Raw genomic sequence first — 25400 nt, forward strand, 5'->3', positions numbered from 1 at the left:
GCTTTATAACAGATTATTAACCTGTTATTAACCATGAAAATGCTTTCCGTTGCAGTCGACGAGCGGCTTGCCAAAAGCATTGATTCTGCGATTGCCTCTTCCGGCTTGTATTCTTCGAGGAGCGAGTTTTTGAAGGATGCCATCAGGAAGAACTTGTCTGGGCTGGTTGAACAGAGTGAGGACCTGAAGGCAATCCGTGAAGGCGTTGCGCGCCTGAGAAAAAAAGCCGTTTTCCGGCCGATGACTTCAGAAGAACGGGATGCATTGGCAATGGAAGTTATAAAAAGTGAGCGGGCGAAACGCACCTGACAAAGCTTTCGGCCTTTTTGAAATCCTTCAGGTTCCAGGTGACGATTTTATCCGCATTGTTTTCAACGGCGTATGCCACATGCGCGGAATCCGCCCAGTGCAGGCCGCAGTTCCGCGAAATTTTCAAAACAAGTGCTTCGCTTGGCGCCTTTTTGCAGGTTTCCAAATTCAGCATGAAGCATTCCAACTCTTCAAAGACCGCCTTTTCCGGCAGGGAGAGCACATGAAAAATTTCATCCAGAAACATTCTCGAAACGAGCATCGTGGAACCAGCTTTTCTCGCCCAAATAAAGAAATTTTCGCTGTCTGTCCCCAGAAGATTGAAGGATGAATCAATCTCTTCCCTTACAAGCGAAATGAAAACATTGGAGTCGAGATACAGGCGCATCAGGAAAAAGCCGCAAAAAAGCGGATTTTAAGCTAACGCTTTTTTCGTCAAACAACGTTCCGCTTAATTGGTTGCAGGTTGCGGCTTTTGCCTTATTCCGGCTCCAGCTGCTGCCTTGTCTTGTCGTTGTCCCAGTTGAATGCGTGTTTTTCCTTGAGCACGAATTTGCATGCCTGGCCGCCCAAGGCAGAGCATTCGAGTTCGACGCATTCCATGTCCGCGGAGAAGAATTTTGAGAACAGGCCTGCGAGGATTCCGCGAATCAAGTGGTCTGTTTCGGCTTGTGTTTTGCCTTGCAGGTTTTCAGCGAAGGGACTGTTTGCGACTGTCACTATTGCCTGTTTTTTGTCGAAGTCCAAATCGATGTTTTGCAATTGGCCCCAGCCGAAGGCGGTAAAGATTGTTTCAACCAGTTCAAGGCCTTTCTGCCCTTGGAGGCCGAAGTCGATGTTGAATTTTTCCATGAGCTTTTCCTGTGTCGCCTGTTTTACCGCATAATAGATTTTTTTTGCCTCGTCTTGGCTGGCTTTTGCGGTTATGGAAACGAGTATTTCGGTTGGAACCATCAGGAACTGCGTGTCAATCAAATAGAAGTTGTTGTTTTTGTATTTGAGGTTGTTCGTAACAACAAATTTGTCCAGAAAAGAGTTGAGCATGAGACCGCCTTTTGCCAGCATATACTTTTCCGCTTTTTTGCTTAAAAATGGCTCGGAAAAAGGTTTTTGCGGGATAAATCCTAAAAAGGGGTTAAACAGTATTATTTGACGATGGCTGGCGGAACATCTGGTGGGCGTGGCAATCGGCAGGGAAAGCCAAAATTGCCGGCGTTGGTAAAAAACGCAGGCTCAAAAGCATACCCGTTTGGCGTCAAACCCGGAAACCGTGCAGTCTGGCCTGTTTTGTCTTGGAAGGCGCGGCTTCTAAGCAGGGCCATGGCTGAACCTGAAAGCAGGCCTGAGACGCATGCCGGTTATTTTCTTCAAGGAACAACTGTTCCGAACGCCATTAGAGCCGTCGAGGATGAGATTCGCGTGTGCCGCACTTCGGGTGACAGAAACGGGGTCGCATTTTATGGGCGGGTGCTGGAAGTTTTGAGAAGAAAGGCTCTTGGTGGGAAAAAAATTGACAAGTAGGGTTCCGCGTGTCTTGAAAGACAGGGCGACCGGAATAAGGCATGAGCCGGGCACGGCGCAGGAGGTTGCGCGGCATCTTGCGCAGCGCATTGTCGAAGGCGGGGGCGTGCGGTATGAAGGCGTTCATTTTCCAGAGGTGCCGCTTGACCACGAGATTGCGCGGCATTTCAGCCATATAGAAGCCTTGCAAGCCCGACTGGGCGAACCAAAAATCAACGCTCCGGAGAACAGTGAAAAAAAGGCGGCTTTGATGGCGGAGCTGCGGTTCCATTTGGCGGTTGCGAGGGAGTTGAGGCGTGAACGACGGGCGGCAAGCGCCAGAATCAAGGCGCTTGAATCCGAAATCGCGCAGTTGCAGGCGGAAGCGCGCAGGCGTGCAAGCCTTGGCGGAGAGGATAATTCTGGACAAATAGTGGGGAAAATTGCCGAGCTTGACAGGCTTAGAATGGCGTTGGGCCTGCCGGGGGCCAGGGTCGGATTGGATTTGCATGCTTAGGCATTGCTTGGCCAAAAATATTTGTTTGGAAAATTGGGCGAAAGCCAAAAAAAGCGGTTTTCGCATTAATGTGATTGCATGGCCGTCGAAGTTTCAATGGATTTGCATAATCATTTGGTTGAGAAGAACCTTGACCCTGCCAGGTGGTGGGCTTCCGCCAAGGCGAAGCGCCTGGATGTCATTGCGATTACGGAGCACGCGCATTTGGATGCGGAAAAGTCTTACCGCAAGTTAAGGGAATTGCAGCCGAAGGGCATTGTCTTGGTTCCTGGCATGGAACTCAACACCGATTTCGGCCATGTTTTGTGCCTCGCAACAGATGCTGAAACCATTTTTTCGCTGAAAGAGCTGAGGCGGTGGGAATTGCCCATGGAGAGTGCGTTAAAGATTGCGGAAGAGCATGGTTTCCTGCTTGTCATAGCCCATCCTTGGGGTTTTGACAGCGACAGCGCCGCGTTCATGGCAGGGGAAAAGAAACTGAAGGCGCTTGTGCGGAGCGGAAAGGTCGGGGTTGAAGCGTACAATGGATTGGTCGCGCACATGTCGGAATTCGTTTACGGCACGGCGTGGTTCAGGAAGCCGATAAATTTTCTGGATTTTCTTGGAAGGAACAGGTTTGCGAAAAAAATCCGCATAAACCGGGTCACTGGTGCGTTGCAGAAAAGGCTTGAGTCCAAAAGCAGGGAAATGGTTGAAAGGTGCGTCAAGGCAATGGCTTTGGCGCAGCAGGCTTCTTTCATCACCGCCGGCAGCGACGCGCACCATCAGGACAGGATTGGCTCCGGCATAATCAGGTTCAGGCTCGGCAGGAGGCCTGCAAACGCAAAGGATGTTTTGGATTGCGTGAAAAATAGGAAGGGCATTGCCTGGATCGGCCCGCAGACCAAAAAAATCGGAAAGGGCAGGTATGAAAAGTTTTTGCAGCCAATCACGAGAAAAGAGGTCGTGCAGGGCCTGGGCTATGCCACCAAAAAAGCGATAACCTCAAACCGCGTCGCGGACAGGATCAGGAAAAGGATGCCGAAAATGGCTTTGCGGGAACGCCTTGCCAAGGCAAGGAAAAGGATTCCTGCCTTGCACCTCAGGGAAAAAATTTCCGGGGCGCGGCGGAAGGCCCCGAAGATGGGGTTGCGCGAACGCATTTCCTCCATCGGCAGGAAGCTGAAAAGGCTGTGAAGGCGGTTGGATGCGGCAGGTTGTTTTTTATCCGGATGACGTGAAAGGCGTTCCGGCTGACGCGCAAAGCATCCACCTTGTCAGGCCGATCAAATTGTCGGAACTGAAAAAGCTGTTCGCCAAATGCAGGGGCCTCAGGGACGTTTCAACCAACGGGTCTTGCATCAGGCGCATGCCGGCCAGGACGAAAAAGCTTTTGGAGGACAAGGGCGTTGCATTGCACGTCACGGGAAACAGGGGAAGGGCGATTGAAGTGGAATTGAACAAAATGGCGCAGGCGATTGAAATGGCGAAGGATGGGATGTCGATGAGGCACATCGAGAAAGTGACCGGCATTCCGAAAAGCACTGTATACTATCTTGTCAAATACGCGGAGCGCACTAAAATAAAAATCGGCAAAAAGACCGTCTGCCTTGTCTGAAAAAAAGCGGGCGGGCTTTTCACTCAAACAGCGCCCTGCCGATGCGGACCATCGTGCTTCCCTCTTCGATTGCGGCTTCGAAGTCGTTTGTCATTCCCATTGAAAGCACGATGAACGAACCGGCGCCAAGCTCTTTTTTCGCGCGTTCGAACAGGGAGAACATTTTTTTGAAGTGCTGCCCCGCCTGTTCCGGTTCCGCGAGCGGCGCCATGCACATCAGGCCGCAAAGCCTTACGTTAGGCAGAACGAGGATTTTTTTGCAGAGTTCAACCGTTTCGCCGGGCGGAACGCCGAATTTTTGCATTTCCCCGCCGATGTTGACTTCGACCAGTATGTTTTGCGTTTTTCCGGTTGAAGCCGCGGCGTTTGAGATTTTGCCTGCGAGCTTTTCCGAGTCGACTGACTGGATCATTGAAGCTATGGGAACGATTTTTGCGGCCTTGTTAGACTGAAGGTGGCCAATGAAATGCCATTCCGGAAAAAATTTGTGCGCGGCAAGCAGTTCGCGCTTTTCCAAGAGCTCGTTTGCGTAGTTTTCGCCGAAGGCATTGAAGCCCAAGGATATCAGCGATTCAATCTGCGAAATGCTTCTTCCTTTTGAAACCGGCAGCAGTGTTATTTCGGATTCATTTCTGCCGGCGCGGCGGCAGGCTTCGGCGATTTTCTGCCTTGCATTGCCGAGGTTTTTGGCCGGGCGAGTGTTCTGCAGCATCATGCTCACGGTTCCGCCTGCACCCGGAAATGGCATGCAGGGCATTCGAGTGTTGCGAAAACCTTTCCCTGCACGATTTCGCCTATGCCGGCGCGCAGCATTCGCGTTTTGCATTTCGGGCAGTCCAAAATTTTTTCACCTGTAAAATTTTTTGCATTCCAAAAAAATATTTTTGGCGGAAAAAAAACTTTTGTGCGGAAAAAATCCAAAAAAAATTCCAAACAAGACGAACATTTAAATACTAGAAAGGTTTTTTATCAATTAGGAATTTTTTTGGGAGGATTCAAAATGGCAAAGAAAAAGAAAGCTAAAAAGAAAAAGTAAAGTCCTCTGATTTTGTCAGGGCTTTTTATAACCTTTTTTTGTCGGGCCCTTTTGCGGGGCCCTTTTTTCTGTTTTCCGCTTTTTTCGCTTCTGGCGGGTTTTAATTTTTTTTGCATGACAACTTGCGTATGCTGAAGGCAGTGCTGTTTGACCTGGACAATACGCTGGTCGATTTCATGCGGATGAAGCGCTTAAGCTCGGAGGCCGCGGTTTCGGCGATGGTGAACGCTGGCCTCGGTCTGGAGGAGAAGGTTGCGATGGAAAGGCTGTTTGCCCTGTACGAAGAGCACGGCATAGAGAACCAGGGCATTTTCGAGGTTTTTTTGAAAAAGGAAATGGGGAAAGTGGACTACAAGATTTTGTCCGAGGGGATTGTGGCGTACAGGCGCGTTAAAGCCGGGCACATTTCAACCTATCCGAGGGTGCATTTCACTTTAATCAAGCTCAAGGAGAAGGGCCTGAAGCTCGGCATTGTCAGCGACGCCCCGAAAAAGCAGGCGTGGCTGCGCCTTGCCGAAATGAACCTTTCGGATTTTTTCGATGTTGTCATCGCACTGGAAGACACCGGGGAGTTGAAGCCGAGCGAACTGCCGTTCAAGCAGGCGCTCAAAATGCTCGGCCTAAAGCCCGAGGAAATCCTTTTCGTCGGCGACAATCCTGGGCGCGACATTGCAGGCGCGAAAAAAGTGGGCATGAAGACCGCGCTTGCAAAGTACGGCCAGGTCGTGGAAGGGAAGGAGAAGGCGGATTTCGAGCTTGACAGCATTTCCGGCATACTTTCAATAGTTTAATATTGCGGAGCGCTCAAATCTTGTAAAAGGTGGGCTTGTGGCGAGGCTTGGTGTTTTCCTGGAACGGGTTTTCATTGTTCTGCTTGCGCTCACGATTTTCGTGTTTTTTTACGTGAAGCTCAGGCTTTGGAGCACCGACCTCATTTTCTTTTTCCTGAAAACCCGGAGGTGGGAGAACCTCGTTTACCTGGCTTTGTTTGTTTTCGCCCTCGGCTTCGTGCTCACGCGGCTGACGCAGAATGTTTTCAGGAAAAACCTTCTTTGAGTTCCGGTTTTTCCTTGAAAGCCTTTTCGATGAACTGCGTTGCGAGTTTTACGCATTCGTCGAGCGCTGGCTGGAATGATTCGGCTTTTGAGTTGAAGGCAGCCGCGCCATCGTGCCCGCCGCCGGAACCGGAGAATTTTTGCGGCAGCTTCTGCATGACGTCTTTTGCCAGGCTCAGGCCGGTTTTTTTCAGGAAAACGTTGTTTGCACGCGCGGAAATCCTGAGCTCTTTGCTTTTTTCGTCAAAGCTTGCTGCAAAGGCGACGTCGGCGCCCAATCCCACGAGCGCGAGAGCCACGTCCGCCTCATAGGAGCCGATTTCGGTTGCGGCTATGAGCGCGTTTTCGTGCCGGAACAATTGTGTCCTTTGCATTGCCTTTATTTTGGCAATCCTTTCGCCTAATGGATCATTATGTTCGAGCATGCGCCTCAGCTCTGAAATCGAAAGGCCGGACAGCTTCAGGCATTCCGCCAGGCATTGCAGTGATTCGGGAGTCGAAACAAGCAGGTTGGCGGAATCGTCGATTATGCCCAATGCAATGAGGGTTGCGGCTTTTTTGGAGACTTTTGCATTGTTGCGGCAGAGCAGGCTGAAGACAACCTGTGTTGCCGACACTGCTTCGGGGTCGAGCAATGCGTTTTGCTTCGGCATCGGCAGGTTTTTTTCTGGCAGGTGGTGGTCGATGCAGAAAAGCTTTCCCTTGAAATTGCGGATTGCGTTCTGCATTGTTCCGGCCGTGTCGGTGCCCTGGAAGTCGACGCAGATTGCAGTGCCGAATCCTTCAAGCGAAGCGTTTATTTGGAACGGGATGCCGAGTTTTTCGGACAGGCTTTTCGCCTGCTGGTTCATGTGATCTGGCACGACTATTCGCGGCTTCGGGGTTTTTGGCATTGAGAGAAACAGTGCTGCCGCGGAGCAGAATGCGTCGGCGTCCGCGCCGGAATGCGTGATTATGGCGATTTTGCCCCGGAATTGTTTCAGCGATGGGAACAATCTGGTCACGTTCAGGAAATGTCAGATGATGCTGTTTCCTTTGCCTCGGTTTTTCCTTCAATCTGCGCTTTTATCCTGTTGAGCTTTGCGACAATGTTTTCTTCCTGCTTCAGCAGCGACTTTACCCTGAGGTCCGAGGTTTCCTTTTCTTCGGACAGCTCTTTTTTGACCTTGTCGACTTCGGACAGCACGAGAATGTTGCCGACCGCCTTGTAGACCTTTTTTTCGCCTGTCTTTGCAAGCTCTTCCAGCGCGCTGCCGAGAGTGTCGGACTGGAACTGCAATTGCTGTTTTTGCGCGGAAACGTTCATTAGCTGCGCCCTGTTGCGCTCGAATTCGGTTGCGAGCTGTTGCTGCTGTTCCTTTGAAACCATCAGATTACACCTCCAAAAAGCGTGTGATGAGAATGATTGATTTTGCGAATGAATTGAAGGATGCCCTTAAAGCCGCCTTGTCAAGCGCCGCAATATTTAGGGCCAGCGAATTGTTTTTAAGTTTAATATCCGTCTTCGCCCTTGTTTCATGGGCCTGGCCGAGTTCGGGCTTGAGGGCTTCGAAGGCGGCCTGGGCGTTTTTTGCGGAGGCGAAGGTTATTTCGGATTGAATGGAGTATTTTGCGTTCATGCTGTTTCCGCTTTCCTGGTCACTGAGAAAACCGGGCCGATTTCCTTGCCGCGGCAAAAAAACGACAGGTGGCCGGCGTATTCGCGCATTTCAAGTGGCGCGCCAGCCGAGTTTTCGGCAAGCGTTGCCTGCATGAAGGTTTTTGCGCCGTCGGATGAAATTACGCTGAATGACAGTGAGTTGAATTTTTCCCTGTTTTTCGCGAAGCCGGAACGCGTCTTTATGACTTTGGCGTTGAATTCGCCTAACCGTTCAAGTTTTTCGCCTGCGGTTCCGAAAAATGCGAATGCCGAGGGGTTGCCGTGGGATTCCTGCACAACGCACAGGCGGGAAAAGCCTTTTGAGCGGCATTTTTCCGCCAGCCCTTCAAGGGACTGTTTGCCTCGTGGAATGTACGCGGATCCGGGAAACGACCTGGCGAGGTCGGATGCAAGGCGCCTGCTGATCATGCCCGGCTGTCTGGAAGTCGAAAAGGCAAGCAATTCGTAACCTTCTGGATTTTACCTGGCCGTGAGTTCCTTTGCGACCGGGTCGCGCACTTTGTACAGCACCTTGTAGGCGCATGCCGGGCATCTTATCGGCCCGTCGTATAGCGCGTTTATTGCCGCGCCGCATTTTCCGCATTTGTACAATTTGACCACTCCTTGTCAGTTTTCCTGTTCTTCTGTGCCTTCAAGCTGTTCCTCTTCGGTTTCGATTATTTCTTCAAGGCCCTGCGAGAAGGACTTTTGCGCCACCATTTTCTTGACTGCCCCGCCAGGCAGGGTTTCCGGCACGTAGGCGCCGCCCGCGAACTTGTGGCCGCATTTGGTGCAGGTGAACATTCCTGCCGCCAGCCTTTTCACTTTTTCCGCGCCGCACGCCGGGCACGCGAATTTTTTCTTCTGCTTCTGCTCTATTTTGAGTATTCTCTTGCGTATGCCCACGCCGTATCTTGGACCGAACCTTCCGGTGTCGGACACTTTTTTCGTTCTGCCCATGGAATCTCACCTGAAATGCTTTTTCCTTATTTCCTTCGAGTTTTTCAGCGCGATGTCAATGATGCTGTCGATTTCCTGCCTGGAGAATGCGCCGTGGCCACCGCCTTTCTGGAAGGCCGGCAGGTAACCGTCCTCTGTTGTAGCGACCGAGAACCTTGCGTCAAGCGCATGCCATTCCGCGAGGTCCGGATCGGCAACAACAGTGCCGCCGATTTTTGCGAACGTTGACAGCAATGGCTTCCTTGAAAGCTTCAGCTTTCCGTCGTATTCGCCTTTGACTATCTTGTCGTCCTTGAGCTTCGGAATCCTGGCGTTTTCAAGCGCCGCCAAAGCGGCTATTGACGCCGCATCGTAGAGGTTGCCGTCGTCGTTGAGCGCGTACAGGTCAATGAACACGACCCAGACAAGCTCTTTTTCCCTTATGCAGAGGTCCTTGAAGTCAATGCATTTGGACTCCCTTATGCCCCTGTCAACGACCCTTGAAAGTTCTATTGCCTCTTCTCCCGGCGGGCCGGATTCGAATGACGGCGATGCCAGCTGCAAGAGCTCTATGCCGACTGAAATCGTGCCTTCGTCGGGCGAGTCGGGGTATGGCAGGCCCGGCACGAACTTTACGCCTGCAATGACCTTGCAGCCGCCAAGCGTTACGGTCGCGCTGCCATCAGCGTTTTCACTCACGCCGGTTTTTATTTCAATGTGCCTGTACTCTTCAGGCTTTCTTCCGTCAAGCCTTTTTCCTTCCCGGAGGGCTTCCCTGACCTTTTCAGTTTTAACGTCCCAGATAATTTCGTCGTTCATTGGAATTCCCCCGCGTTTTCCCCGCCCAAAGCATTGTCCTGCGGCTTTTGGCTCTCGCCTTTTTCCGCTTCGGCGTATTTCTTTTTCAGCGCTTCCTTCTGGAGTTCCCAGACCTGCTTGCATCCTTTGATGCCCAATTCGACAAGCTGGTCCCATTCCTTTTTCTGGAGCAGGCCGTCCATCTGCAAAAGCACTATTTCTTCAGTGTTTGGAAGAATCGCCATCGGTATGTCAACCGCGTCCGGCGCGTCCTCTTCTTCCTTGTCCAGGTCCGCGAGAAGGTGCCCGCCTGCCTTTCCGACCCCGCACGCGCACACTATGTCGCGCATGGGAATGCCCGCGTCAACCAATGCGACCGAAGCCGCGGAAAGAGCCGCAACCCTGGTGCCAGCATTGCTGTCGAGGATTTCGACCAAGACATCGATTGTCATGTTCGGAAAGTTTTCCAGGAAAATCGCGCTTTCAAGCGCTTCGCCTGAAACCTTGGAAATTTCTATTTCCCTTCTTCCGGGCTTGGGATTTTTCCTGTCCGGAACCGAAAATGACGCCATCCTGTAAACATAGCGCACAAGCGACTTGTAAGGATTCTGGATGTGCTTCGGCAACGCTTCCCTCGGCCCGTAGACTGCCGCGAGGATCTTGTTCTGCCCCCATTCAAGGTAACAGCTGCCGGCAGCCCTTCCAACAACCCCGACTTCGATTTTTATGGGCCTGACTTCGTCGGCCTTCCTGCCATCAAGCCTTTTTCCCTGCTTGTTGACGTATTCCAGTTTTTCTTCCGTTTTCGCCATTTCATTCCACCGTTCCAAAATTTTCTTCATCAGAAGGCGTTTCCGCGGGCGCATGCACGTGCAAGTTGCCGGCCTTCCCGTTTTCTTCCTTCAAAAACTGTTCAATCGTGTTCGTGAGGTTGCTTTTGTGCGCCTCGTCCTCTATTTTTTTTATGGTCTTCTGCAGGAGCATTTCATTGCCGCCCTTCACCCAGATGCGGCCGTTCCTTCCCACAACCAGGTTGCAGCCCGTGCCGTTTTTGAGCACTGCCAGCATTGAACCGTTTTTCCCGATTATGCGCGGGACCTTGACCGCGGAAACCGTGAGAATGTCGCCGCCCCTCAAAACCCGGAGATCGGAGATTTCGACTTCGTTGACTTCGTTGATGCCCATCACTTTCGCCGAAACGACCGTGCCGCGCTTTGCGCCCTCCAAGGAGAAGTCCTTCGGGACATAGGAGGTTGAAAACGCGTTTATGTCGACCGTGAATCCGGAGAACTTTTCCTCCGCAATGATCCCGATTATGATGTCATGTTCTTTCGGCAGGTAGCAGCCCTGCAGGGGAATGACCGAAGCCAGGCCTGCATCCTCGTCGCATATGCCAAGGCAGTCCGACACGATTTTTCCGTTTGAAACGAAAACGTGGCTTCCCGGCTTTTTCCTCTGTTCGGAGACGACTTCTCCGGGCAAAACAATCCTTTTCATCTTTTTTCACCTTTTTTCCAGAATCTTTGTTTCAATTTCGCCATGCGTTAAATGGTTGAGTTCGGAGAACAATTCAGCTTTCATGCCTGCGGGAATTTCCAGCAATGCTATCAGGCTGCCGTCGTTCCGCCATTCCTCTTTTTTGAGATCATGATTGTGCAGGAAAGCCGAGACTTTCCCCGCAAAGGTTGCCGGAACTTTCACCGCGACCTGCATTTTTTCGAAGGAAATCGGAATCAGCTTCCTTATTTCCTTGAGTATTTCCTGCATCTGGTCTTCAGCCGTTCTTGCCGGGTCAACGTTTATTTTTGCCTCGGCAAGCGCGTTTTCAATGCGCTGGGGCGGGTGCGGCGAGTTTGTCTGCGGGTTCAATGCGTTCCTTGCAATCAACTGCACTATTTCCCTGTGCCTTTCCTCCTTCATCCGCTTCCTTTGGTCCGTTGTAAGCTGAACGTTTCCCTGTAAAATGATTTTTTTGACTATCGGGCCAATTTCAGTTGTGCCGAAAACTTCCTTGAGCTTGTTCTCCGAAGCCTCTTCGCCTTTTCTCGCGTCCTTGAAAATCTTGTCCAGCGCGAGCATTTCGTTGAGGTTCGGCTGCCTTCCCTTTTTGAGGTCCATTGCAAGGTCCGGGTCGACAAGGACCTCGAATTTTTCGCCGTGCGTTTCCAGCCTTGCTATGACCGCTTCTTCAAGCTTCACCATTCCGGAAAATCCCCCTGAAAATTTGGAAAAGGCCCGTTCAGGATGGTTTCCTGCTCAACAAGGATTTTATTTTCTGCCTTTCGACTATTGTGAAGGGCGTGTCCTTTTCGATGAACGCGAATTCAACGGTCTGAATGTCAAGCTTCTGCTTTTCGCCGAGGCTTTTTTCAAGCACGTCCGAGCAAAGCAAAACGGACTCTTCAAAGGACAATTTTTCCCTGAAATCCTTTTCCAGCAGTTTCATTGCATCCTTTTTTCCTTTTCCGATTGCAACCGCATAATATTCCGCGAGGGCGCCTGACGGCTCTGTTTCGAAGAGCCTCGGCCCGGTCTCGTCAAATCCCCCTATGACAAACGAAACGCCGAACGGCCTCATTCCGCCGTACTGCGTGTAAAGCTGTTTCATGGAAGCAACTCTCTTAGCAAGGGTTTCGACCTGGATTTTTTCGTCGTAGTACATCCTGTTTTCCTGGGCTTCCTTGCGCGCCATTTGCACTATCCTTCTTGCGTCGCCGACCAGGCCCGCGCTTATGACGCCGATGTGGTCGTCGACCTTGAAAAGCTTTTCAATGGAGTCCGGAAGAAGCAGTTTTGACGAAACCCTCTTGTCGACGCCGAAAAGAATGCCCTTGTCGTAGGCTATTCCGATTCCCATGGTTCCCTGCTCGACTATTTTGGAGGCGTATTCGACCTGGTACAGCCTTCCGTCAGGCGAGAACATGGTTGAAACGCGGTCGTATGCAGAAGTCTGCTTGTTGCGAGAAATAGGGTACAAAAAAAACCACCGTTAAAACTGACTTACTTTACTTTGACAAAGAAAGTTTTAGAGCGATAACTATATAAAGGTTTTGAGGCGGTTTAACGAAAAAAAGAAAGCAGTCGGGTATCGGGCAGCGCGAGCTTCCCGTGTAGGGGGCTTCCCCCTCACAATCCCCGAATGTTTAATGCGAAAATAAAGCAGATGGGTACTGCGCAACAGCGAAGTACCCGTCGTCGAACCCGGCGGACGAAACCGCCGAAGGGGAGATGGGGGAGAGAAAAAAATCTTTTTTCTCTCCGCCAAGAATGAATTTTACCAGATCGGGTAGGGCACGTAGTCACGTCCTTTCCACGCGTGCTTTTTGAATTCCATGAACTGCCATTCCTGGAGGTTCCAGCCCGCCACGAGGGCGAGTATGGCTGCCGCCAGCAAGGGAAACGGCCCCATGCCGAATTTTGCAAGCAACACTACTGCTCCGAAAAGGCAGCCGAATGCTGTCGAAAGGTTCCAGCTCTGCTTTATGAGCAGATCCCTGTAACCGTGTATGAGGTCATACCTTGTAAGATGCCCTTGTTCCCTGACGGGAACCCTGATGTGCGGAACTGCTTCATATCCAGCCATGCTTCATCACCCCTTGAACTTCGGATAAGGAATATTGTGCCTTGAAAACACTATGTCCTTGAATTCTGTCATCCTTTTGAAAAACCTGAGTTCGAAGCCGAGCACGAAGCCGAATGGAACCACGAGCAGGTTTATGACCGGATGAGGCAGAACGACAATTATGCCGAAAACGCAGAAAATCATTTTGAGCATTGCCTTTGCCTGGTTGACGCGCATGTCAACGTATTGTTCGAGAAGCTTGTGCCTTGAAAAGTGCGGCGCTTCCTCGACCGGAATCCTGAGCTGAATGCTTTCGTCTTCCTCGCGCCAATTTTTGGTCGATTTTGTTTGTTCTCTCCCCATAAACACCACTCCTTAATTGTAGGAAGTGAATACTGTACATATTGGTGCCCCTCACCTATTTAAGCCTTTCCCGTTGCAACAGATTGCCAGTAAACCGCACTTTCAAGGCATTTTAGGCGTTTTTGGCCCGGAAAACAAGGTCCCTTTCAGGCTTTTTATGGTTCCGCTTGTCCTCTGGCTTTCAGCCAGGCCTGAAGCGTTTATCGCCTGTTTTGCCTTGCCGGACACGGCGAGTGGCCTTGCGCAACGGCAGATGCCATGGCTTTCTGACAGCACAATGACGGTTATCAGCGGCTTTCCGAACCGCGAGTTGAAAGCGTTTTCCAGGGCATGCCTGCCGGCTTTTCCGAAAAACCGTCCGGCGGCTTTGCCCTTGAATTTGAACAGCAGATAGCGTTTTTTTTGCCGCTTGCTCGGCCTTATTCTTGCAGGCTTTTTTCCAACAAGGCTTGGATGTTTAAGCCCTGCGGTTTTGCCGCTACTTCCTTTTTCCGGCATTGCTTTTTCAGGCACCCATTCCACCCAGTGTTTCGTCGCAGCCGGCCATGGCAAGGAGTTCCTTTTCCAGTCCTAGGACCGCCGGATAGGCTTTTTCGATTGTTTCCCTGAAAGCGTTTCCCTTCACGCCATAGCGGTTGAAAAGGTATGCGAACCGTTCGCCAAGCGAAACAAGGGAGTCATGCCTTACCCTCTTGTCGGCGTAAAAGACGATTTTTGCCTCAAGCGAATTCAGGCCCTCGCCGCCTTCCTTGAGTATGGTGCCAAGCATGTGCTTTTTGACTATTTCCGCGACCTTCGGCATGCCTTCCCCGACGAGAATTTCAAACGACTTTTCGCCGTGGATTTCCGGGTTTGAAAAAGAGTAATGCTTGTCGATGTCGTGCAGCAAAGCCGATGCGCTCACCACCGCCTTGTTGACTTTAACGCCTTTCGCATCCATGCGCTCCGCCAGGAACATCGCCACTTCGTGCACTTTCAGGGAATGCGCGACAATGTGCTGTGGAACACCGTGCTTTTCAAGCAGGTCAAGGCAGCTTTTAACTGACATCACGGCCATGCAACCAACAGAACTTGCTGCAAAAAAAATAAATATGCGTGCAGGCAAACAAATCGTAATGGGATTGGAAACAATAATCATTGCATTGGCCCTCGTTGCAATTGCCATTGCCGCGTACGCATTCATCGCGTTCAGGCGCATGAAGCTCGCATTGGCAAAAAAACAGAAGGCCTCCCCGGCAAGGATTGCCCTGACAGCCGCATACCTTGCAATAATGCTTTTCATTGCGGCAAAAATCTTTGCCGAACCGCGGTTTTTCGCCGGCCTCGGCAAAGACAACGCCGGCCTGATTGAAGGCATTGCCGGAATTGGAAAAGAAAACATCCTGCTTTTGCTTGCATTGCCCGCGGTTTTCCTGCTCGGAATTCTGGCACTTAAACTGAAAAGGAAAAAATTGCCGCAGAAAGAATGGCAAGCAAAATGAAATAACGGGAAAATGCCAATGCTTACTTCTGCTTCTTTTTCTGCGCGGCGCGCTTTGAAGGCCTTGACTTTTCAGTTCCCTCGCCTTTGTTCCAGTGGCCCCTTGACTTCTTGCCTTTTGCAGTCAGGCCGCGGTTCGCCCTGCCTTTGTGGACTGGAAAGGTAATCCATTCAAGGTTCTTGTCGGCAATGATTGCCGGATGCGCCACATCAACAAGGATTACTTCAAAGTATTTGCGCTGGCCGTCCTCGCCGACATAATAAGAGTTCAAAACTTCGCAGTTGGCATACTTTTTGGCCGCCCTTGCTTCCGCAATGGCCTGGATTGACAGGTTGCGCGTCAGCCTTGTTATGCCCATGCGCTTTGGCCTTCTGCCAGCGTTCGGGCGCAGGTGCTGGCCGCCGCCCTTGCGGATGCGCACCCTTGCAACCACAAAGCCTTCCTTGGCCTTGTAGCCTAATTTCCTTGCCCTCGGCAGGTTTGTCGGCTTTTCAACCCTCACAATGGCTTCCGGCTCGTTCCTGTACGCGATTATGCGCTGCCTCAGGATAGCCTTGTAATCGTAGGCCTTGTCCTTCTTGCCGCCGAATTCCTTTTCAAACGTCTGCTGGATTGCTTTCATTGCCGGCACAAAAAACACCCTCAAAATTCAAAACAAAAAAACCTGCCTCAAAATCTTGAAAAAAGAATTTCAAGAAAAAGAAACGCAATAATAGCTTTTTTCAAGGCAAGCTTTTAAAGGGTTTCTATGCCCGCTTTCGCGCGGCGGTTTCGTCCGCAGCCGTCTCGTCCGGCTGGTTCGAACCAAGGCGTATTGCTGATCGCAATACGCCGAGTATGCTGTTTGTGCATAAGTGGTATTGCGCAAGCAATACCACGCAAGGGGTTTGCAAGGGGCGCTAGCCCCTGCGTTGTGACACGCCGAGTAAGCAGTTGTAAAATTTCTGGTTATGCGAATGCCCATACAAGCCGATTTCACCAAACATGGCAATCTATGGCTGTGCGCGCCTTTGCGGCAAGGAATTGCTCTTTCCGTGCCTTGCCTTCCACGCCCTGACTTCCTCAAGCGTTTTGGGTCGCGGCTCGCCGTAGCCTTGCACGCCGGCTTCGCCTTGCTGTTTCCAGCGGAAATCGCGTATCCTATCAAGCCACTGCCTGCGGCGCGTTTCAATCGGCGTGCCGTCACGCCAGTTTGAATCAGCCTTGCCAAGCATGTTTTTCCGCGCCGTGCTCACGGTTTCATCCAGGCCATGATAAACTTTCCGACCCGGAAACCTTTTCGCCAGGTCCTTTGAAATTGCCGCCTCAACCCTTTGGCCCATGCCGAGGCCCGAAAACCTTTCAAAGCCCAAATTATTAAACGGGTAAAACTGGCCATACCGCAAACGGCTGCCAAGGTCCTTGATTTCAATGTCACCGATTTTGACGTTTGCGTGCAGGTTATGTGATTTCACGACTTCCGCAAGTGCCGGTGAGCCTATGTAGCCGACAAATTCACCGCGGCGGGGCGCACTCCGAACAGCATAAGACTGCGTGTCAACCAGCAAAACCTCATAAGCAATTACTTCTTCGCCCTCTATGTTCCTTTTGTTTCTCCGCCAGATTTCCAGGCCATACCTTGCGCCCTTCCGGCCCGGCTTGCTTGCACTGCTGCCGCTTTCCGCCATGCAAATAAAAGCGTTGCTTCGGCTTAAAATAGTTTTATGGGCGACAAAGCCAAGGCGAAAAAGTGCGAAAGGTGCGGGAAGGCTGCGAAAATGCACCTTTCTTACGGTCCGCACGACTACTGCGAAAAGCATTTCACGGAATTTTTCGAGCATCGCGTGCGCAAAACCATCCGGGTGAACGGCCTCGTGAAGCCGGGTGAAAAGGTTTTGGCCGGCGTTTCCGGCGGCAAGGACTCGCTCGTTACGCTGTATCTTTTGCACAAGATTTTCAGCCCGGCAATCCGGCTTGAAGCGCTCATGATTGACGAAGGCATTCCAGGCTACAGGGAAAAGGCATTGAAAATCGCAAAAGCCCATTGCAAGGACTGGAACGTTCCGTTCACCGTCGTTTCGCACAAGTCCGAATTCGGCAAAACCACAAGTGACGTTTTTCACGCAATCGGCGGCGAAAAGGCGGTGGAAAGCGCGTGCGCTTACTGCGGGCCGATGAGAAGGGAAATCCTCAACAAGTACGCGGTCCAAGGAAATTTTGACAAGCTTGCGACCGGCCACAACCTCGACGACGAATGCCAGAGCATTCTCATGAATGTTTTCGACAACGACACAAAGAGGATGGGGCGGCTGGGGCCGATCGCGGATTCCGATGAAACCGGCGCAATGGTTCCGCGCGTAAAGCCTCTTTACCTCTCCCCTGAAAAGGAAGTGATTGCCTTTGCCGCGTTCTCTGGCATTGAAACCTACAGCGAAGAGTGCTGCCCTTTCAGCTGGCAGGCCAAAAGAAATGCTTTCAGGGAAATGCTCAACAGCATGGAGGAAAGGTTTCCGGGCTCGAAATTCAAAATCATCGGCTTCCTCGAAGGATTCAAAAAAACCGCCAATGCAAAAAAAACGTCCGAACAAAACCAAAGCGCGCAAAGTCATAAAAGCCAGAACCGCGAAACCACGCAAAGCCTTCTCCTTGAAAGGCTCGGAAAGCTTGAGAGGAAAACGCGTGCAAAAAACCGCAGGGACAAAACTTTGACGTGCGCAACGACAAAGCTTGCCTGAGGCTTAATTTTTAATTAATTGCCTTCAAAAAAAGTTATCTGCACGGGCCTGTGGTCTAGTGGTATGATGTCTCCTTGACGTGGAGAAGACCGGCGGTCCGATTCCGCCCGGGCCCAAAGCCGATTTCGTCCGGCGGCGGTTTCGTCCGCAGCCGTCTCGTCCGGCTGGTACGAACCAAGGCGTATTGCTGATCGCAATACGCCGGGTAAGCTATTTTTTCGATTGCCGCGTCAATTCTTCCGCCAGGCGCGTTTTACGCCAAACCGCCGGCATGAAAACTTTTATATCCCGAACGGCACTAATTTTTGCATTCAGCGGTTTTTGGTGGCCATGGACAGAAGACAAATCCTTTTGGACAGCGTGAAAAAGCTTGTAGCGCTGGACGTTTCCGACGAGGAAATAATCCTCAACCTGAAAGACGTGGGCCTGTCGCAGGGGGAATCGGAAAGGCTCATCCGCGAGGCAAAAGGCAAGCCTGTAGCGGAAGAAGTCCTTGAAGAGGTCAAAAGCGATTCCGGCAAGGTTTTGCGCGACGTCGCTGAAAGGCTTGCAATGGCCGAACCGCCTTCCGCGCCCGAACCGGTGATAATGGAAAGGCGCGCGGCCGAGGAGCCGAAAATCGTGGTGCAGAAAACAGTCAACCTGAACAAGCTCTGGGAAAAAGGCATTCTCACGACGGTTGACCAGAAACTTGGCGAAATGGAACGGCTCAAAAAAAGCCTTGACGACGTCATCGACAGGAAAATTTCGGACGCGTCAAAAAAAGGCGTTGAACGGCTCACGGTTCTTTTCGAGTCGAAGGCCTCGCTGCTGTCCGCCAAGGTCGACGCGCAGCTGGAAGCAAAATCCGCGGAACTCACAAAAATCATCGACGCAAAGGTCAAGGAACTCAAGGACATAAATTCGGGCATAAAATCCAACCTCTCCGAGCTTGAAAAAAAGCGCCAGGAACACGACGATGCGGTGAAGGATTTTGACGGCAAAATTGCGGCGCTTGAAAACGCGAAAAAAACAATCATGTCCGAAGCCACTGCGGAACTCATAAAGTCGAAAAGCGAAATGCAGGATTTCCTCGACAATTCAAGGGAAAAAATGCAGGAAATAGACGAAAGGGTTTCAAGGACGCTCGAACTCGAATCCAAAATAGCGGAAGGCCTGCTTAAAGACGCGGAAGCAAAAATCGACGAAATGGCTTTGGCGAAAAGCGACGAACTGGCGCAGCGCGTTGAAAAGGAGCTCAAAAGCATTTCCGCGCTCAAGGCCGAGGTCGACCCCGGCAAAATCCGCGCGGAACTCGACAGCATCCGGGAAAAAAGCGACAGTCTCGCGTCCTTCGCCGGCTCGCTGAGGCAGTCAAACCAGCGGGCAGTTGAAAAAATGCAGAAGGATTTGTTCAAGGAATCCGAGGACAAACTTGTTGAAATTTTCTCGATGCAGAAGCAGGCGGCGGACAAGAAAGCCGACAACGCAATAGCGCGGCTGGACTCTTACCGGGCCAGGATTGAAAAGGAAGTCGACCCGGAAAAATTCTCGGAAGAAATGAAGAACCTTGACGTGTTCAAGCAGCAGTTCATCAGGGTTATAGAGGAGAACGTCAAAAAATTCAACGAGTCGGTCGGCAGGCTGAATGCAATGGCCCAGGACCTTGACAAAAGGGGCGGCGAGAGGATAAAGCGGATTGACGCGAAAATAGCAGAGCTTGAAGCCTTTGAAAAGAATTTCGCCGACGAAATGGGCATCGCGGTCGAAAAGCTCGCGGAAAAGGAAAAAAAGAAAGAGCAGGCGAAAAAGAAAAACTGAATTTTCTGCTCTCTTGATTTTGTTACTGCTTACCCGGCGTATTGCGATCAGCAATACGCCTTGGTTCGTACCAGCCGGACGAAACCGGCTGCGGACGAAACCGCCGTCCGAGCGAAGCGAGGCAGCGCTATGCGAGCAAAGCGAGCATAGTGCGTCGGCACACCCGCTCGAAAGCGGGTTGGACCGGGCGAGACTCGAACTCGCGGCCTCCACAATGCCAATGTGGCGATCTACCAGGCTGATCTACCGGCCCGCATTTTTTGCCAATCAGAATTGGGAAGTGAAAGCTTTTTAATGGTTTTAAGGCGCCTTGGCGGCCACGAAAATTTTTTCATGGGGAGATGAGGAGCACGTTGTCGCCTCTCACCATCAGCTTCCCGTATTTTGCCTTTGGCGAGCCGTTTTCGAGCTGTTCCGCGCCTTCGAGCACTATGTTCATGTGCACGTCGAAGGCTTTGAGGGTTCCGCGGATTGAAACGTTGTCCTTGAGCATGACCAGAACCTCTTTTCCGATCGCGTCATTGAGAAAATCGAATGGTCTTGACGTCATATTGTTTCATCACTGTTTTTTATTCCTTGAGAATATTGACAATAACCTGCTTAAAAAACCTTCGCGTTTTCCGCCGATGAATTCGACTGGAAGGCCGGCAAGCTTTGCCGCGGTTTTCTGTATCGCGATTGCCGCGGGGCTGTCCGGATTCCTCAGCACAAGGGGCGCGACTTTTTCCTGCATGAATGATTTCCTGACTTCCGCGTCGAATGGGATGAGGCCGTAAACCGGCAGTTCAATCATGCGCATGAGGTCCTCGTCGGAAATCTCGCCTTTTTCGTGCATTACAAAATTCACTATTATGCCGATGGGTTTTTTGCCGAGGCGCTGTGAAACGATTTTTGTCTTGAGCACGTCGGCAAGCGAGGGCGCGTTTGGCTGCGTCACAAGTAGCGTTTCCTCGCACGCATTGATTGCCGCCATCACGTTTTTTTCTATTCCGGCAGGGGCGTCGAGGAAAACGAAATCGTAGTCGTTTGTGACTGCCTTCACTACGGATGCAAGGCGCTCCGAGTCAACCCTGCGGTAGCTTTCAAGGCTGAGGCCGGATGGAATGAACGATATGCCTCCGGGCCCGTCGTAAATCGCGTCCTGCACAACCGCTTCGCCCAGCAGTACGTCGTGCAGTGTTATCGGCGAGGACTGCATGCCGAGAATGAGGGAAAGGTTAGCCATGGCGATGTCGCCGTCAATCAGAAGGACTTTTTTGCCGCGCTTTGCGAGCGCTATGCCGAGGTTTGCCGTTATCGTCGTTTTTCCGACGCCGCCTTTGCCGGATGCGATTGTTATTGTGCGTCCCATGGAAAACCACTGAAACAAAATTTGGGCATTACCTGATTACCTAACAGGACATATTATCGTTAAAAAAACTTCGCTGGCGGAAAATCAGGCGCTTTGCTGCTGTGGCTGCTGGTCGGCCTGGCGCTTTATGAGCTTTTCAATTTCCCTCGCCAGCGCCTTGAGCTCGATTGTTGAAACGTCTGAGCCGGCATTGACAATGAAAATCTTGTCTTCGAATGGGAGGACCATGAGCCAGTCGTCCTTCTGCTTTATCAGCGTCACTTCCGATTCAGGCAGTTCGGATGAAACATAGTTGAAAAGAGCGGTCGCGGTTATGGATTCCTTGAAGCCGTTGCCGTGCGTCGAGACAATCACGGTGCCGTCCTTTTTAGAAACTATGACCGAGTCGACAAGGTGCTTTTTCTTTACCACTGCGAGGGCCTTTGAAAAGTCGACTGCCTTGACCGAAAAATTGTGCCTTGACGCGATGTCGTTGAGCAAAACGGACTGGTGCTTTGGCAGGCCGGTGCGCTCGAGGTCAAGGACAGCGGACGCAAAATCACGGAACGCGGATGAAATCCTTGAAAAAATCGCCATGTTTTCCAGCCTCAGATTTCCTGCAAGCCAAGCTTCTTGAAAAGACCGTATTTTGATTCCGTTAATTTGAGAACGTCCGACAGAACCTGCTGCGAGTAATCGGATACGTAAACTGCCGGCAAAAGCTTATTTAAATCCTTTGGGGAAATTTCCCGCGTGAGCGAAATCTTTTCGTTGAACGCCACAATGAGCTCCATTTGCGGCATCGAAAGCTCTGAAATGTCGATAACGCCGAATTCCGCCTTTGACGCGTTCAACACCTGCTTTGCCGCGAAGTCGCCGAAGATCGTCATGTCGAACTTGTCGTAATGGTAGGTTGAAGCGACAAGCCCTCCTTTCCGGAAAAACAGCATTCCTTCCTCAATTCCGGCGTATCCGTCGATTGTCAGGACGATGTATCCTGTGAATCCCTGGTCCATGAGCTTTTTCGCCCTTTGCGGAAAATCCGATTTTGAAAGCTCAAGCCTGCTTTCAATGACCTTGCCCGCGGGAATGTTCAGAGCCATTGCATCACTTTCCCAGGTAGACTACCTTGTCGGCGGTGTTTTTCAGCGCGGACGAGGAAGCGTCATCGACGAGGATTGCGACTGATTCCTTTCCGTATTTTTTGGTTTTCACCACGGCTGGAAGGAAATCCGAGTCGCGCGTCACGAACGCAATGCAGTGGATGTTCGGGTTGAACACGGCTTCAGTGGCGTCGACAGCCATTGCCACGTCAACGTCGCCGACTGTTATTATGCTTTCAAAGCCCTCGTTGACAACCGCTTCAACGAGCTTGTTTGACGCGAACTGGTTGAGGAAAACCTTTGCCACCTTTATTTCGCCCAGGGGTTCGACGGCCTTTTTTATCTGCCTGAGGTCGACGGAGAATTCCTTGCGCAGAATGTTGGGGCCGTCGACGAAAACCGCCAGGTTCTTCCGGTCCTTCTTTTTGAACGCCTTCTGGATTGCCCTGCCAACGTTTTCGAACACCGGAAAAAACCCCGCAAATATATTGGGTAATCCCTATTTTATGCTTTCCCAAAGGCCGGAAAAAAGGCTTCCAGCCGGGCGGAAATGCCAAAAGCAAACAAATAGTATTTTAAAAACTTCAGGAGCTAATCGTCTTGAAACTGTTTTTGGTGGAATTATGGTCGAAATTGGAGAAAAAAAGTTTTCGGATGTCGGCGGACTCAAAGTCGGCAACTATGTCCTGATTGACGGCTTTGCGTGCCAGATCAGGGGCATTGAAAAGTCCAAGCCGGGAAAGCACGGCTCGGCAAAGGCGAGGATTACCGCGTTTGACATTTTCACGGGCCAGAAAAAAACGCTTTTGAAGCAGACCGGCGCCGAAGCCGAGGTTCCCATCATCACAAAGGCGAACGGCCAGGTTGTCGCTGTAATGGGTGACAGGGTCCAGATAATGGACATGGAAACTTACCAGACATTCGACACGGATAATCCGAAAGACATTCCCGGCCTCAAAAGCGGCGTCGAAGTCGAATACAACAAGTGGGGCTCGCTTGTCAAAATCGTAAGGAAAAAGGGCGGATGACCGGCTTTTTTATCTCGGGCTTCTCCTTTGCCTTATTGCTTCGCGATAGTGTGTTGTGAGTTGTTCCGGGCGGAATGGCTTGCCGATGTGCGCCGACCCCGGCACGTGTTCTGCTATTTTAGGGCCATGCGTTGACACCACTACAAGCCTGCAGTCTGGGGCACGGCGCCGTATCTCAAGCATTAAGTCCCTGAATCTTTCATGGATTTCGTCGCCGCGCCAGATTTCCCCAAAAACTATGCGGGGGGCATTGTGGGCAAGGTATTCCCTCGCCTGCTCTGGTGTTTCCGCAACGAAAACCTGGGCGCCCGGAAACCATTTGGGGGCATTGACCCTGACAAGCTCGGCAATGCTGTCGTCTTCCTCAAGCCATAGAACTTTGTGGGCAGACGGCATTTTCAACACCAAAATTAAATCAGTTTGTCGGCATATTTGGATTGTGAAGAGAACAAAAATCTTTCTGGTGCCCAGCGAGCAGGGCAGTCTGGACAAGAATCGCGGTTGCGCCAAAGCGCCTGCCGCAATCATAAAGGCTTTGGAAAAGGAAGGCATCAAGCCTGAAAACGAAAGCGTTGCAGTCGTGCAATCGGACATCGAGGCAACTGATGAAGCCATTTTTTTGGCTGCAAAAAAGGCTTTTGCGGAAAAGGCGGGTCCGGAAAAATTTCCGGTTTTTCTGGGCGGCGACCACTCCATAACGTATTCATTGTTCAGGGCTTTTTCGAAAACTTTCGGCAAGGATTCGGCGTTGGTGATTTTTGACGCGCACGCCGACTGCTGCCAGTTTTTCAAGCCCGTGAGCCACGAGGACATGAACAAGGTTTTGGTTGAAGAAGGTTTGCTGAAGCCCGAAAATCTGCTTATCATCGGCCTGAGAAAAGTCTTTGATGTCGAAAAGGGTTTCCTGCGGAAAAACAAAATCAAAAGCATTGCGCCGCAAACCGCAAACCTTGAAACGCAAAAGGCAAGGGCGCAATTGCGGGGGTTTTTGGCAAAGCGGAAAAACATTTATGTCAGCATCGACATCGACGCTTTCGACCCGGGCTTTGCGCCTGCGACAGGATATCCGGAAAAAAAAGGTTTGCTGGAAAAGCCGTTTTTCTCGCTTTTGGATGTTTTGCTTGAAAGCGGCAAAGTGAAGGCATATGACCTGGTCGAAGCCAATCCTTCGATGAACGGCGGCCGGAAAACCGTTGGATTGGCGGCCCGCATAATCGGAAAGATTGCCCGATTCCGACGAATTTCGCAATAAACAATGGGTTTTTTAATAAAATTCGCACGCAAGTCTTTTTCCGGTGGAATGCATGGTTGTTGTCATGAAATTCGGCGGCGCGGCCCTGGAGAACGCGGAAAAAATAAGAAACGTTTTTTCGGTAGTGAAGCCGAGGCTTGCCGAAAAGCCTGTCGTGGTCGTTTCCGCGATGAAAGGCATAACCGACCTTTTGCTTGGCTCGTTTGCGGAAAAATCGAATGTCGCGAAGATAAGGCAAATCCATGTCCAGGCGCTGAAAGAGCTTGGCCTTGATGAGAAGCTTTTGGACCGGCTTTTTGCGGAACTTGAAAAAGCTGTTTCGGTCGTCAGCAGAATCCACGACGTGAATCCAAAGACAAGGGATTTTGCCGCGAGTTTCGGGGAAAGGCTTTGCGCAAGGCTTGTGGCGGCCCATTTTGAAAAACAAGGGGTCAAGGCCAAGGCTTTTGACGCGTGGGACCTGGGCATGGTTACTGACAGCAATTTCGGAAAGGCACAGCCCCTGCCGGAAGCGGAAAAGGCAATCTCTGAAAAATTTGCAAAATTGAAGGGCGTTGACGTGCCCGTCATAACCGGCTATATCGGAAAGGACAGGCAAGGCGAAATCACGACGCTTGCCAGGGGCGGAACGGATTACACTGCCTCGTTTGTCGGCGCGGCAATCCATGCCAGGCAGATTGAATTCTGGAAGGAAGTCAACGGCATCATGAGCGCGGACCCGCGCATTGTGCCGGAAGCTAAAACCATTTCCTCCCTGTCGTTTGACGAAATGGCCGAGCTTGCCTTTTTCGGCGCAAAGGTTTTGCATCCAAGAACTGTCGAACCTGCCGTGCGCAAGAACATCCCGCTTTTGGTGAAAAACATTTTCGATCCGGGGCATGAGGGCACGATCATCAGCGAAAAGGCGCATGAAACCGAGCACAGGGTCAAGGCCATTTCAAGCAAGAAAGGCGTTTCCATAATAAACGTGAGGGCGGCAGAAATGCTGGGCTCTTACGGCTTTGCCGCGAAGGTCTTCGACATTCTCGGAAGGAACAGGATTTCAGTCGACCTGATTGCCACGTCGGAGATAAACATTTCGTTTTCGGTCAGCAACAATGAGGCAAAGGACCTTGAAAATGCCGTGAAAGAAATCAGGGATTTCGCAAGCGTGCTTGTCGAGGGAAACCGCGCCATTATCAGCGTTGTCGGAAAAGGCATAAAGGGAAAGCCCGGCCTTGCTGGAAAGGTTTTCACTTCAACCGCGGAAAACGGCATCAACGTCGAGACAATCAGCCAGGCCGCACCCGAAATAAACCTGACGTTCGTCGTGGATGGAAAGGACGCGGACAAGGCAGTGAGGGCACTGCATAAAAAGTTTGTTGAAGAAAACTAATC

At 51.3% G+C, this 25400-nt stretch carries 40 protein-coding genes and 2 tRNA genes; 15 read left to right on the plus strand and 27 right to left on the minus strand.

What is annotated here, in order from left to right:
• The first annotated feature begins 33 nt into the window (after positions 1–33).
• The gene (locus HY394_05360; GenBank protein ID MBI4053434.1) at positions 34–309 is read left to right on the plus strand and encodes a ribbon-helix-helix protein, CopG family; all 276 of its coding nucleotides are present in this window, start codon (positions 34–36) and stop codon (positions 307–309) included.
• Here the strand turns inward: HY394_05360 and HY394_05365 are convergent.
• A complete protein-coding gene (locus HY394_05365) occupies positions 278–697 on the minus strand; it encodes a PIN domain-containing protein (GenBank protein MBI4053435.1) in 420 nt (139 codons plus the stop codon). The two genes, HY394_05360 and HY394_05365, sit on opposite strands and share 32 nt — an antisense overlap.
• A gap of 92 nt (positions 698–789) precedes the next feature.
• Positions 790–1374: a hypothetical protein gene (locus HY394_05370; protein MBI4053436.1), complete on the minus strand. Its 585-nt coding sequence runs from the start codon at positions 1372–1374 to the stop codon at positions 790–792.
• A 255-nt stretch (positions 1375–1629) separates the two neighbouring features.
• Here HY394_05370 and HY394_05375 point away from each other — a divergent pair, with 255 nt between their 5' ends.
• The 4 genes from HY394_05375 to HY394_05390 all read left to right on the plus strand — a co-directional run bounded on the left by HY394_05375 (position 1630) and on the right by HY394_05390 (position 3923).
• Positions 1630–1830: a hypothetical protein gene (locus HY394_05375; protein ID MBI4053437.1), complete on the plus strand. Its 201-nt coding sequence runs from the start codon at positions 1630–1632 to the stop codon at positions 1828–1830.
• 13 nt (positions 1831–1843) lie between these two features.
• Positions 1844–2326 carry a hypothetical protein gene (locus HY394_05380; protein MBI4053438.1) on the plus strand — a complete coding sequence of 161 codons (483 nt, stop codon included), beginning with the start codon at positions 1844–1846 and terminating at the stop codon, positions 2324–2326.
• A 78-nt stretch (positions 2327–2404) separates the two neighbouring features.
• Entirely contained in the window at positions 2405–3502 is a 1098-nt protein-coding gene (locus tag HY394_05385) for a hypothetical protein (protein ID MBI4053439.1), read from the plus strand.
• A 10-nt stretch (positions 3503–3512) separates the two neighbouring features.
• On the plus strand, positions 3513–3923 hold the full coding sequence (locus HY394_05390) for a hypothetical protein (GenBank protein MBI4053440.1): 411 nt from the start codon (positions 3513–3515) through the stop codon (positions 3921–3923).
• 19 nt (positions 3924–3942) lie between these two features.
• Here the strand turns inward: HY394_05390 and HY394_05395 are convergent, their stop codons facing one another.
• On the minus strand, positions 3943–4644 hold the full coding sequence (locus tag HY394_05395; protein ID MBI4053441.1) for a YggS family pyridoxal phosphate-dependent enzyme: 702 nt from the start codon (positions 4642–4644) through the stop codon (positions 3943–3945).
• Positions 4645–4719: 75 nt separating this feature from the next.
• On the opposite strand from HY394_05395, the gene HY394_05400 reads away from it, so the two are divergent.
• From HY394_05400 to HY394_05410, 3 genes are all read left to right on the plus strand, one after another.
• Entirely contained in the window at positions 4720–4959 is a 240-nt protein-coding gene (locus tag HY394_05400) for a hypothetical protein (protein MBI4053442.1), read from the plus strand.
• Between the two features lie 110 nt (positions 4960–5069).
• Positions 5070–5750 (plus strand): HAD-IA family hydrolase, encoded by a 681-nt coding sequence (locus HY394_05405; GenBank protein ID MBI4053443.1) that lies wholly within the window; start codon positions 5070–5072, stop codon positions 5748–5750.
• 37 nt (positions 5751–5787) lie between these two features.
• Positions 5788–6015, plus strand: a complete 228-nt coding sequence (locus tag HY394_05410; protein ID MBI4053444.1) for a hypothetical protein — start codon at positions 5788–5790, stop codon at positions 6013–6015.
• On the opposite strand, the gene HY394_05415 is transcribed toward HY394_05410, so the two are convergent.
• From HY394_05415 to HY394_05485, 15 genes are all read right to left on the minus strand, one after another.
• Positions 5996–7009, minus strand: coding sequence for a DHH family phosphoesterase (locus HY394_05415; GenBank protein ID MBI4053445.1), 1014 nt, complete (start codon positions 7007–7009; stop codon positions 5996–5998). The genes HY394_05410 and HY394_05415 overlap by 20 nt on opposite strands.
• A gap of 11 nt (positions 7010–7020) precedes the next feature.
• Complete coding sequence (locus HY394_05420) at positions 7021–7383, minus strand: prefoldin subunit (GenBank protein ID MBI4053446.1); 363 nt, start codon at positions 7381–7383, stop codon at positions 7021–7023.
• Between the two features lie 4 nt (positions 7384–7387).
• Positions 7388–7633: a hypothetical protein gene (locus HY394_05425; protein MBI4053447.1), complete on the minus strand. Its 246-nt coding sequence runs from the start codon at positions 7631–7633 to the stop codon at positions 7388–7390.
• Positions 7630–8115, minus strand: a complete 486-nt coding sequence (locus tag HY394_05430) for a hypothetical protein (protein MBI4053448.1) — start codon at positions 8113–8115, stop codon at positions 7630–7632. The genes HY394_05425 and HY394_05430 overlap by 4 nt, the downstream gene beginning before the upstream one ends.
• Before the next feature lie 18 nt (positions 8116–8133).
• Positions 8134–8274, minus strand: coding sequence for a DNA-directed RNA polymerase subunit P (gene rpoP, locus HY394_05435; GenBank protein ID MBI4053449.1), 141 nt, complete (start codon positions 8272–8274; stop codon positions 8134–8136).
• 6 nt (positions 8275–8280) lie between these two features.
• The gene (locus tag HY394_05440) at positions 8281–8613 is read right to left on the minus strand and encodes a 50S ribosomal protein L37ae (GenBank protein ID MBI4053450.1); all 333 of its coding nucleotides are present in this window, start codon (positions 8611–8613) and stop codon (positions 8281–8283) included.
• Positions 8614–8619: 6 nt separating this feature from the next.
• Positions 8620–9411: an exosome complex protein Rrp42 gene (locus HY394_05445; GenBank protein ID MBI4053451.1), complete on the minus strand. Its 792-nt coding sequence runs from the start codon at positions 9409–9411 to the stop codon at positions 8620–8622.
• Positions 9408–10202: an exosome complex exonuclease Rrp41 gene (locus HY394_05450; protein ID MBI4053452.1), complete on the minus strand. Its 795-nt coding sequence runs from the start codon at positions 10200–10202 to the stop codon at positions 9408–9410. The genes HY394_05445 and HY394_05450 overlap by 4 nt, the downstream gene beginning before the upstream one ends.
• 1 nt (position 10203) lies before the next feature.
• Positions 10204–10887, minus strand: a complete 684-nt coding sequence (locus HY394_05455; protein MBI4053453.1) for an RNA-binding protein — start codon at positions 10885–10887, stop codon at positions 10204–10206.
• Positions 10888–10893: 6 nt separating this feature from the next.
• Entirely contained in the window at positions 10894–11592 is a 699-nt protein-coding gene (locus HY394_05460; GenBank protein ID MBI4053454.1) for a ribosome assembly factor SBDS, read from the minus strand.
• 37 nt (positions 11593–11629) lie between these two features.
• Positions 11630–12367, minus strand: coding sequence for an archaeal proteasome endopeptidase complex subunit alpha (locus HY394_05465; GenBank protein ID MBI4053455.1), 738 nt, complete (start codon positions 12365–12367; stop codon positions 11630–11632).
• Positions 12368–12664: 297 nt separating this feature from the next.
• A complete protein-coding gene (locus HY394_05470; protein ID MBI4053456.1) occupies positions 12665–12973 on the minus strand; it encodes a hypothetical protein in 309 nt (102 codons plus the stop codon).
• 6 nt (positions 12974–12979) lie between these two features.
• Positions 12980–13315: a hypothetical protein gene (locus tag HY394_05475; protein ID MBI4053457.1), complete on the minus strand. Its 336-nt coding sequence runs from the start codon at positions 13313–13315 to the stop codon at positions 12980–12982.
• Positions 13316–13417: 102 nt separating this feature from the next.
• Entirely contained in the window at positions 13418–13828 is a 411-nt protein-coding gene (locus HY394_05480; GenBank protein MBI4053458.1) for a hypothetical protein, read from the minus strand.
• A complete protein-coding gene (locus HY394_05485; GenBank protein ID MBI4053459.1) occupies positions 13821–14372 on the minus strand; it encodes an HD domain-containing protein in 552 nt (183 codons plus the stop codon). The genes HY394_05480 and HY394_05485 overlap by 8 nt, the downstream gene beginning before the upstream one ends.
• 58 nt (positions 14373–14430) lie before the next feature.
• Between HY394_05485 and HY394_05490 the strand changes: the two genes are divergently transcribed.
• Positions 14431–14796 carry a hypothetical protein gene (locus tag HY394_05490; GenBank protein ID MBI4053460.1) on the plus strand — a complete coding sequence of 122 codons (366 nt, stop codon included), beginning with the start codon at positions 14431–14433 and terminating at the stop codon, positions 14794–14796.
• A gap of 22 nt (positions 14797–14818) precedes the next feature.
• Here the strand turns inward: HY394_05490 and HY394_05495 are convergent, their stop codons facing one another.
• Together HY394_05495 and HY394_05500 are read right to left on the minus strand one after the other, a co-directional pair.
• Positions 14819–15418, minus strand: coding sequence for a 50S ribosomal protein L15e (locus HY394_05495; GenBank protein MBI4053461.1), 600 nt, complete (start codon positions 15416–15418; stop codon positions 14819–14821).
• A 370-nt stretch (positions 15419–15788) separates the two neighbouring features.
• Positions 15789–16463 (minus strand): hypothetical protein, encoded by a 675-nt coding sequence (locus HY394_05500; protein ID MBI4053462.1) that lies wholly within the window; start codon positions 16461–16463, stop codon positions 15789–15791.
• Positions 16464–16499: 36 nt separating this feature from the next.
• Here HY394_05500 and HY394_05505 point away from each other — a divergent pair, with 36 nt between their 5' ends.
• The 3 genes from HY394_05505 (at position 16500) to HY394_05515 (ending at position 19310) form a co-directional block, all read left to right on the plus strand.
• Complete coding sequence (locus HY394_05505; GenBank protein MBI4053463.1) at positions 16500–17510, plus strand: tRNA lysidine(34) synthetase TilS; 1011 nt, start codon at positions 16500–16502, stop codon at positions 17508–17510.
• A gap of 44 nt (positions 17511–17554) precedes the next feature.
• Positions 17555–17626 (plus strand) — tRNA-Val (locus HY394_05510).
• 214 nt (positions 17627–17840) lie between these two features.
• Entirely contained in the window at positions 17841–19310 is a 1470-nt protein-coding gene (locus HY394_05515) for a hypothetical protein (protein ID MBI4053464.1), read from the plus strand.
• A gap of 179 nt (positions 19311–19489) precedes the next feature.
• On the opposite strand, the gene HY394_05520 is transcribed toward HY394_05515, so the two are convergent.
• From HY394_05520 to HY394_05545, 6 genes are all read right to left on the minus strand, one after another.
• Positions 19490–19563 (minus strand) — tRNA-Ala (locus HY394_05520).
• Positions 19564–19641: 78 nt separating this feature from the next.
• On the minus strand, positions 19642–19860 hold the full coding sequence (locus tag HY394_05525; protein MBI4053465.1) for a small nuclear ribonucleoprotein: 219 nt from the start codon (positions 19858–19860) through the stop codon (positions 19642–19644).
• Positions 19861–19869: 9 nt separating this feature from the next.
• On the minus strand, positions 19870–20661 hold the full coding sequence (locus HY394_05530) for an AAA family ATPase (GenBank protein ID MBI4053466.1): 792 nt from the start codon (positions 20659–20661) through the stop codon (positions 19870–19872).
• 84 nt (positions 20662–20745) lie between these two features.
• A complete protein-coding gene (locus tag HY394_05535; protein ID MBI4053467.1) occupies positions 20746–21237 on the minus strand; it encodes a hypothetical protein in 492 nt (163 codons plus the stop codon).
• An 11-nt stretch (positions 21238–21248) separates the two neighbouring features.
• The gene (locus HY394_05540) at positions 21249–21743 is read right to left on the minus strand and encodes a DUF2226 domain-containing protein (GenBank protein ID MBI4053468.1); all 495 of its coding nucleotides are present in this window, start codon (positions 21741–21743) and stop codon (positions 21249–21251) included.
• Between the two features lie 4 nt (positions 21744–21747).
• Positions 21748–22209 (minus strand): TIGR00288 family NYN domain-containing protein, encoded by a 462-nt coding sequence (locus HY394_05545; protein ID MBI4053469.1) that lies wholly within the window; start codon positions 22207–22209, stop codon positions 21748–21750.
• A gap of 157 nt (positions 22210–22366) precedes the next feature.
• Between HY394_05545 and HY394_05550 the strand changes: the two genes are divergently transcribed.
• Positions 22367–22771 carry a translation initiation factor IF-5A gene (locus HY394_05550; protein MBI4053470.1) on the plus strand — a complete coding sequence of 135 codons (405 nt, stop codon included), beginning with the start codon at positions 22367–22369 and terminating at the stop codon, positions 22769–22771.
• 9 nt (positions 22772–22780) lie between these two features.
• Here HY394_05550 and HY394_05555 read toward each other — a convergent pair whose 3' ends face one another.
• Entirely contained in the window at positions 22781–23167 is a 387-nt protein-coding gene (locus HY394_05555; GenBank protein MBI4053471.1) for a hypothetical protein, read from the minus strand.
• A gap of 43 nt (positions 23168–23210) precedes the next feature.
• Here HY394_05555 and HY394_05560 point away from each other — a divergent pair, with 43 nt between their 5' ends.
• Positions 23211–24023 carry an arginase family protein gene (locus tag HY394_05560; GenBank protein ID MBI4053472.1) on the plus strand — a complete coding sequence of 271 codons (813 nt, stop codon included), beginning with the start codon at positions 23211–23213 and terminating at the stop codon, positions 24021–24023.
• Positions 24024–24075: 52 nt separating this feature from the next.
• Entirely contained in the window at positions 24076–25398 is a 1323-nt protein-coding gene (locus HY394_05565) for an aspartate kinase (GenBank protein ID MBI4053473.1), read from the plus strand.
• Positions 25399–25400: the final 2 nt, after the last annotated feature.

It is taken from the genome of Candidatus Diapherotrites archaeon, assembly GCA_016205145.1.
Lineage (GTDB): Archaea > Iainarchaeota > Iainarchaeia > Iainarchaeales > JACQJH01 > JACQJH01.

What these genes read in the sequence shown, in the direction of transcription:
- HY394_05360 (MBI4053434.1), top strand. Translation starts at nt 34, where the DNA reads ATGAAAATGCTTTCCGTTGCAGTCGACGAGCGGCTTGCCAAAAGCATT.
- HY394_05365 (MBI4053435.1), bottom strand. Translation starts at nt 697, where the DNA reads ATGCGCCTGTATCTCGACTCCAATGTTTTCATTTCGCTTGTAAGGGAA.
- HY394_05370 (MBI4053436.1), bottom strand. Translation starts at nt 1,374, where the DNA reads ATGCTGGCAAAAGGCGGTCTCATGCTCAACTCTTTTCTGGACAAATTT.
- HY394_05375 (MBI4053437.1), top strand. Translation starts at nt 1,630, where the DNA reads ATGGCTGAACCTGAAAGCAGGCCTGAGACGCATGCCGGTTATTTTCTT.
- HY394_05385 (MBI4053439.1), top strand. Translation starts at nt 2,405, where the DNA reads ATGGCCGTCGAAGTTTCAATGGATTTGCATAATCATTTGGTTGAGAAG.
- HY394_05390 (MBI4053440.1), top strand. Translation starts at nt 3,513, where the DNA reads ATGCGGCAGGTTGTTTTTTATCCGGATGACGTGAAAGGCGTTCCGGCT.
- HY394_05400 (MBI4053442.1), top strand. Translation starts at nt 4,720, where the DNA reads ATGCCGGCGCGCAGCATTCGCGTTTTGCATTTCGGGCAGTCCAAAATT.
- HY394_05420 (MBI4053446.1), bottom strand. Translation starts at nt 7,383, where the DNA reads ATGGTTTCAAAGGAACAGCAGCAACAGCTCGCAACCGAATTCGAGCGC.
- HY394_05425 (MBI4053447.1), bottom strand. Translation starts at nt 7,633, where the DNA reads ATGAACGCAAAATACTCCATTCAATCCGAAATAACCTTCGCCTCCGCA.
- HY394_05440 (MBI4053450.1), bottom strand. Translation starts at nt 8,613, where the DNA reads ATGGGCAGAACGAAAAAAGTGTCCGACACCGGAAGGTTCGGTCCAAGA.
- HY394_05445 (MBI4053451.1), bottom strand. Translation starts at nt 9,411, where the DNA reads ATGAACGACGAAATTATCTGGGACGTTAAAACTGAAAAGGTCAGGGAA.
- HY394_05450 (MBI4053452.1), bottom strand. Translation starts at nt 10,202, where the DNA reads ATGGCGAAAACGGAAGAAAAACTGGAATACGTCAACAAGCAGGGAAAA.
- HY394_05455 (MBI4053453.1), bottom strand. Translation starts at nt 10,887, where the DNA reads ATGAAAAGGATTGTTTTGCCCGGAGAAGTCGTCTCCGAACAGAGGAAA.
- HY394_05460 (MBI4053454.1), bottom strand. Translation starts at nt 11,592, where the DNA reads ATGGTGAAGCTTGAAGAAGCGGTCATAGCAAGGCTGGAAACGCACGGC.
- HY394_05470 (MBI4053456.1), bottom strand. Translation starts at nt 12,973, where the DNA reads ATGGCTGGATATGAAGCAGTTCCGCACATCAGGGTTCCCGTCAGGGAA.
- HY394_05475 (MBI4053457.1), bottom strand. Translation starts at nt 13,315, where the DNA reads ATGGGGAGAGAACAAACAAAATCGACCAAAAATTGGCGCGAGGAAGAC.
- HY394_05485 (MBI4053459.1), bottom strand. Translation starts at nt 14,372, where the DNA reads ATGGCCGTGATGTCAGTTAAAAGCTGCCTTGACCTGCTTGAAAAGCAC.
- HY394_05490 (MBI4053460.1), top strand. Translation starts at nt 14,431, where the DNA reads ATGGGATTGGAAACAATAATCATTGCATTGGCCCTCGTTGCAATTGCC.
- HY394_05495 (MBI4053461.1), bottom strand. Translation starts at nt 15,418, where the DNA reads ATGAAAGCAATCCAGCAGACGTTTGAAAAGGAATTCGGCGGCAAGAAG.
- HY394_05500 (MBI4053462.1), bottom strand. Translation starts at nt 16,463, where the DNA reads ATGGCGGAAAGCGGCAGCAGTGCAAGCAAGCCGGGCCGGAAGGGCGCA.
- HY394_05505 (MBI4053463.1), top strand. Translation starts at nt 16,500, where the DNA reads ATGGGCGACAAAGCCAAGGCGAAAAAGTGCGAAAGGTGCGGGAAGGCT.
- HY394_05515 (MBI4053464.1), top strand. Translation starts at nt 17,841, where the DNA reads ATGGACAGAAGACAAATCCTTTTGGACAGCGTGAAAAAGCTTGTAGCG.
- HY394_05525 (MBI4053465.1), bottom strand. Translation starts at nt 19,860, where the DNA reads ATGACGTCAAGACCATTCGATTTTCTCAATGACGCGATCGGAAAAGAG.
- HY394_05530 (MBI4053466.1), bottom strand. Translation starts at nt 20,661, where the DNA reads ATGGGACGCACAATAACAATCGCATCCGGCAAAGGCGGCGTCGGAAAA.
- HY394_05535 (MBI4053467.1), bottom strand. Translation starts at nt 21,237, where the DNA reads ATGGCGATTTTTTCAAGGATTTCATCCGCGTTCCGTGATTTTGCGTCC.
- HY394_05540 (MBI4053468.1), bottom strand. Translation starts at nt 21,743, where the DNA reads ATGGCTCTGAACATTCCCGCGGGCAAGGTCATTGAAAGCAGGCTTGAG.
- HY394_05550 (MBI4053470.1), top strand. Translation starts at nt 22,367, where the DNA reads ATGGTCGAAATTGGAGAAAAAAAGTTTTCGGATGTCGGCGGACTCAAA.
- HY394_05555 (MBI4053471.1), bottom strand. Translation starts at nt 23,167, where the DNA reads ATGCCGTCTGCCCACAAAGTTCTATGGCTTGAGGAAGACGACAGCATT.
- HY394_05565 (MBI4053473.1), top strand. Translation starts at nt 24,076, where the DNA reads ATGGTTGTTGTCATGAAATTCGGCGGCGCGGCCCTGGAGAACGCGGAA.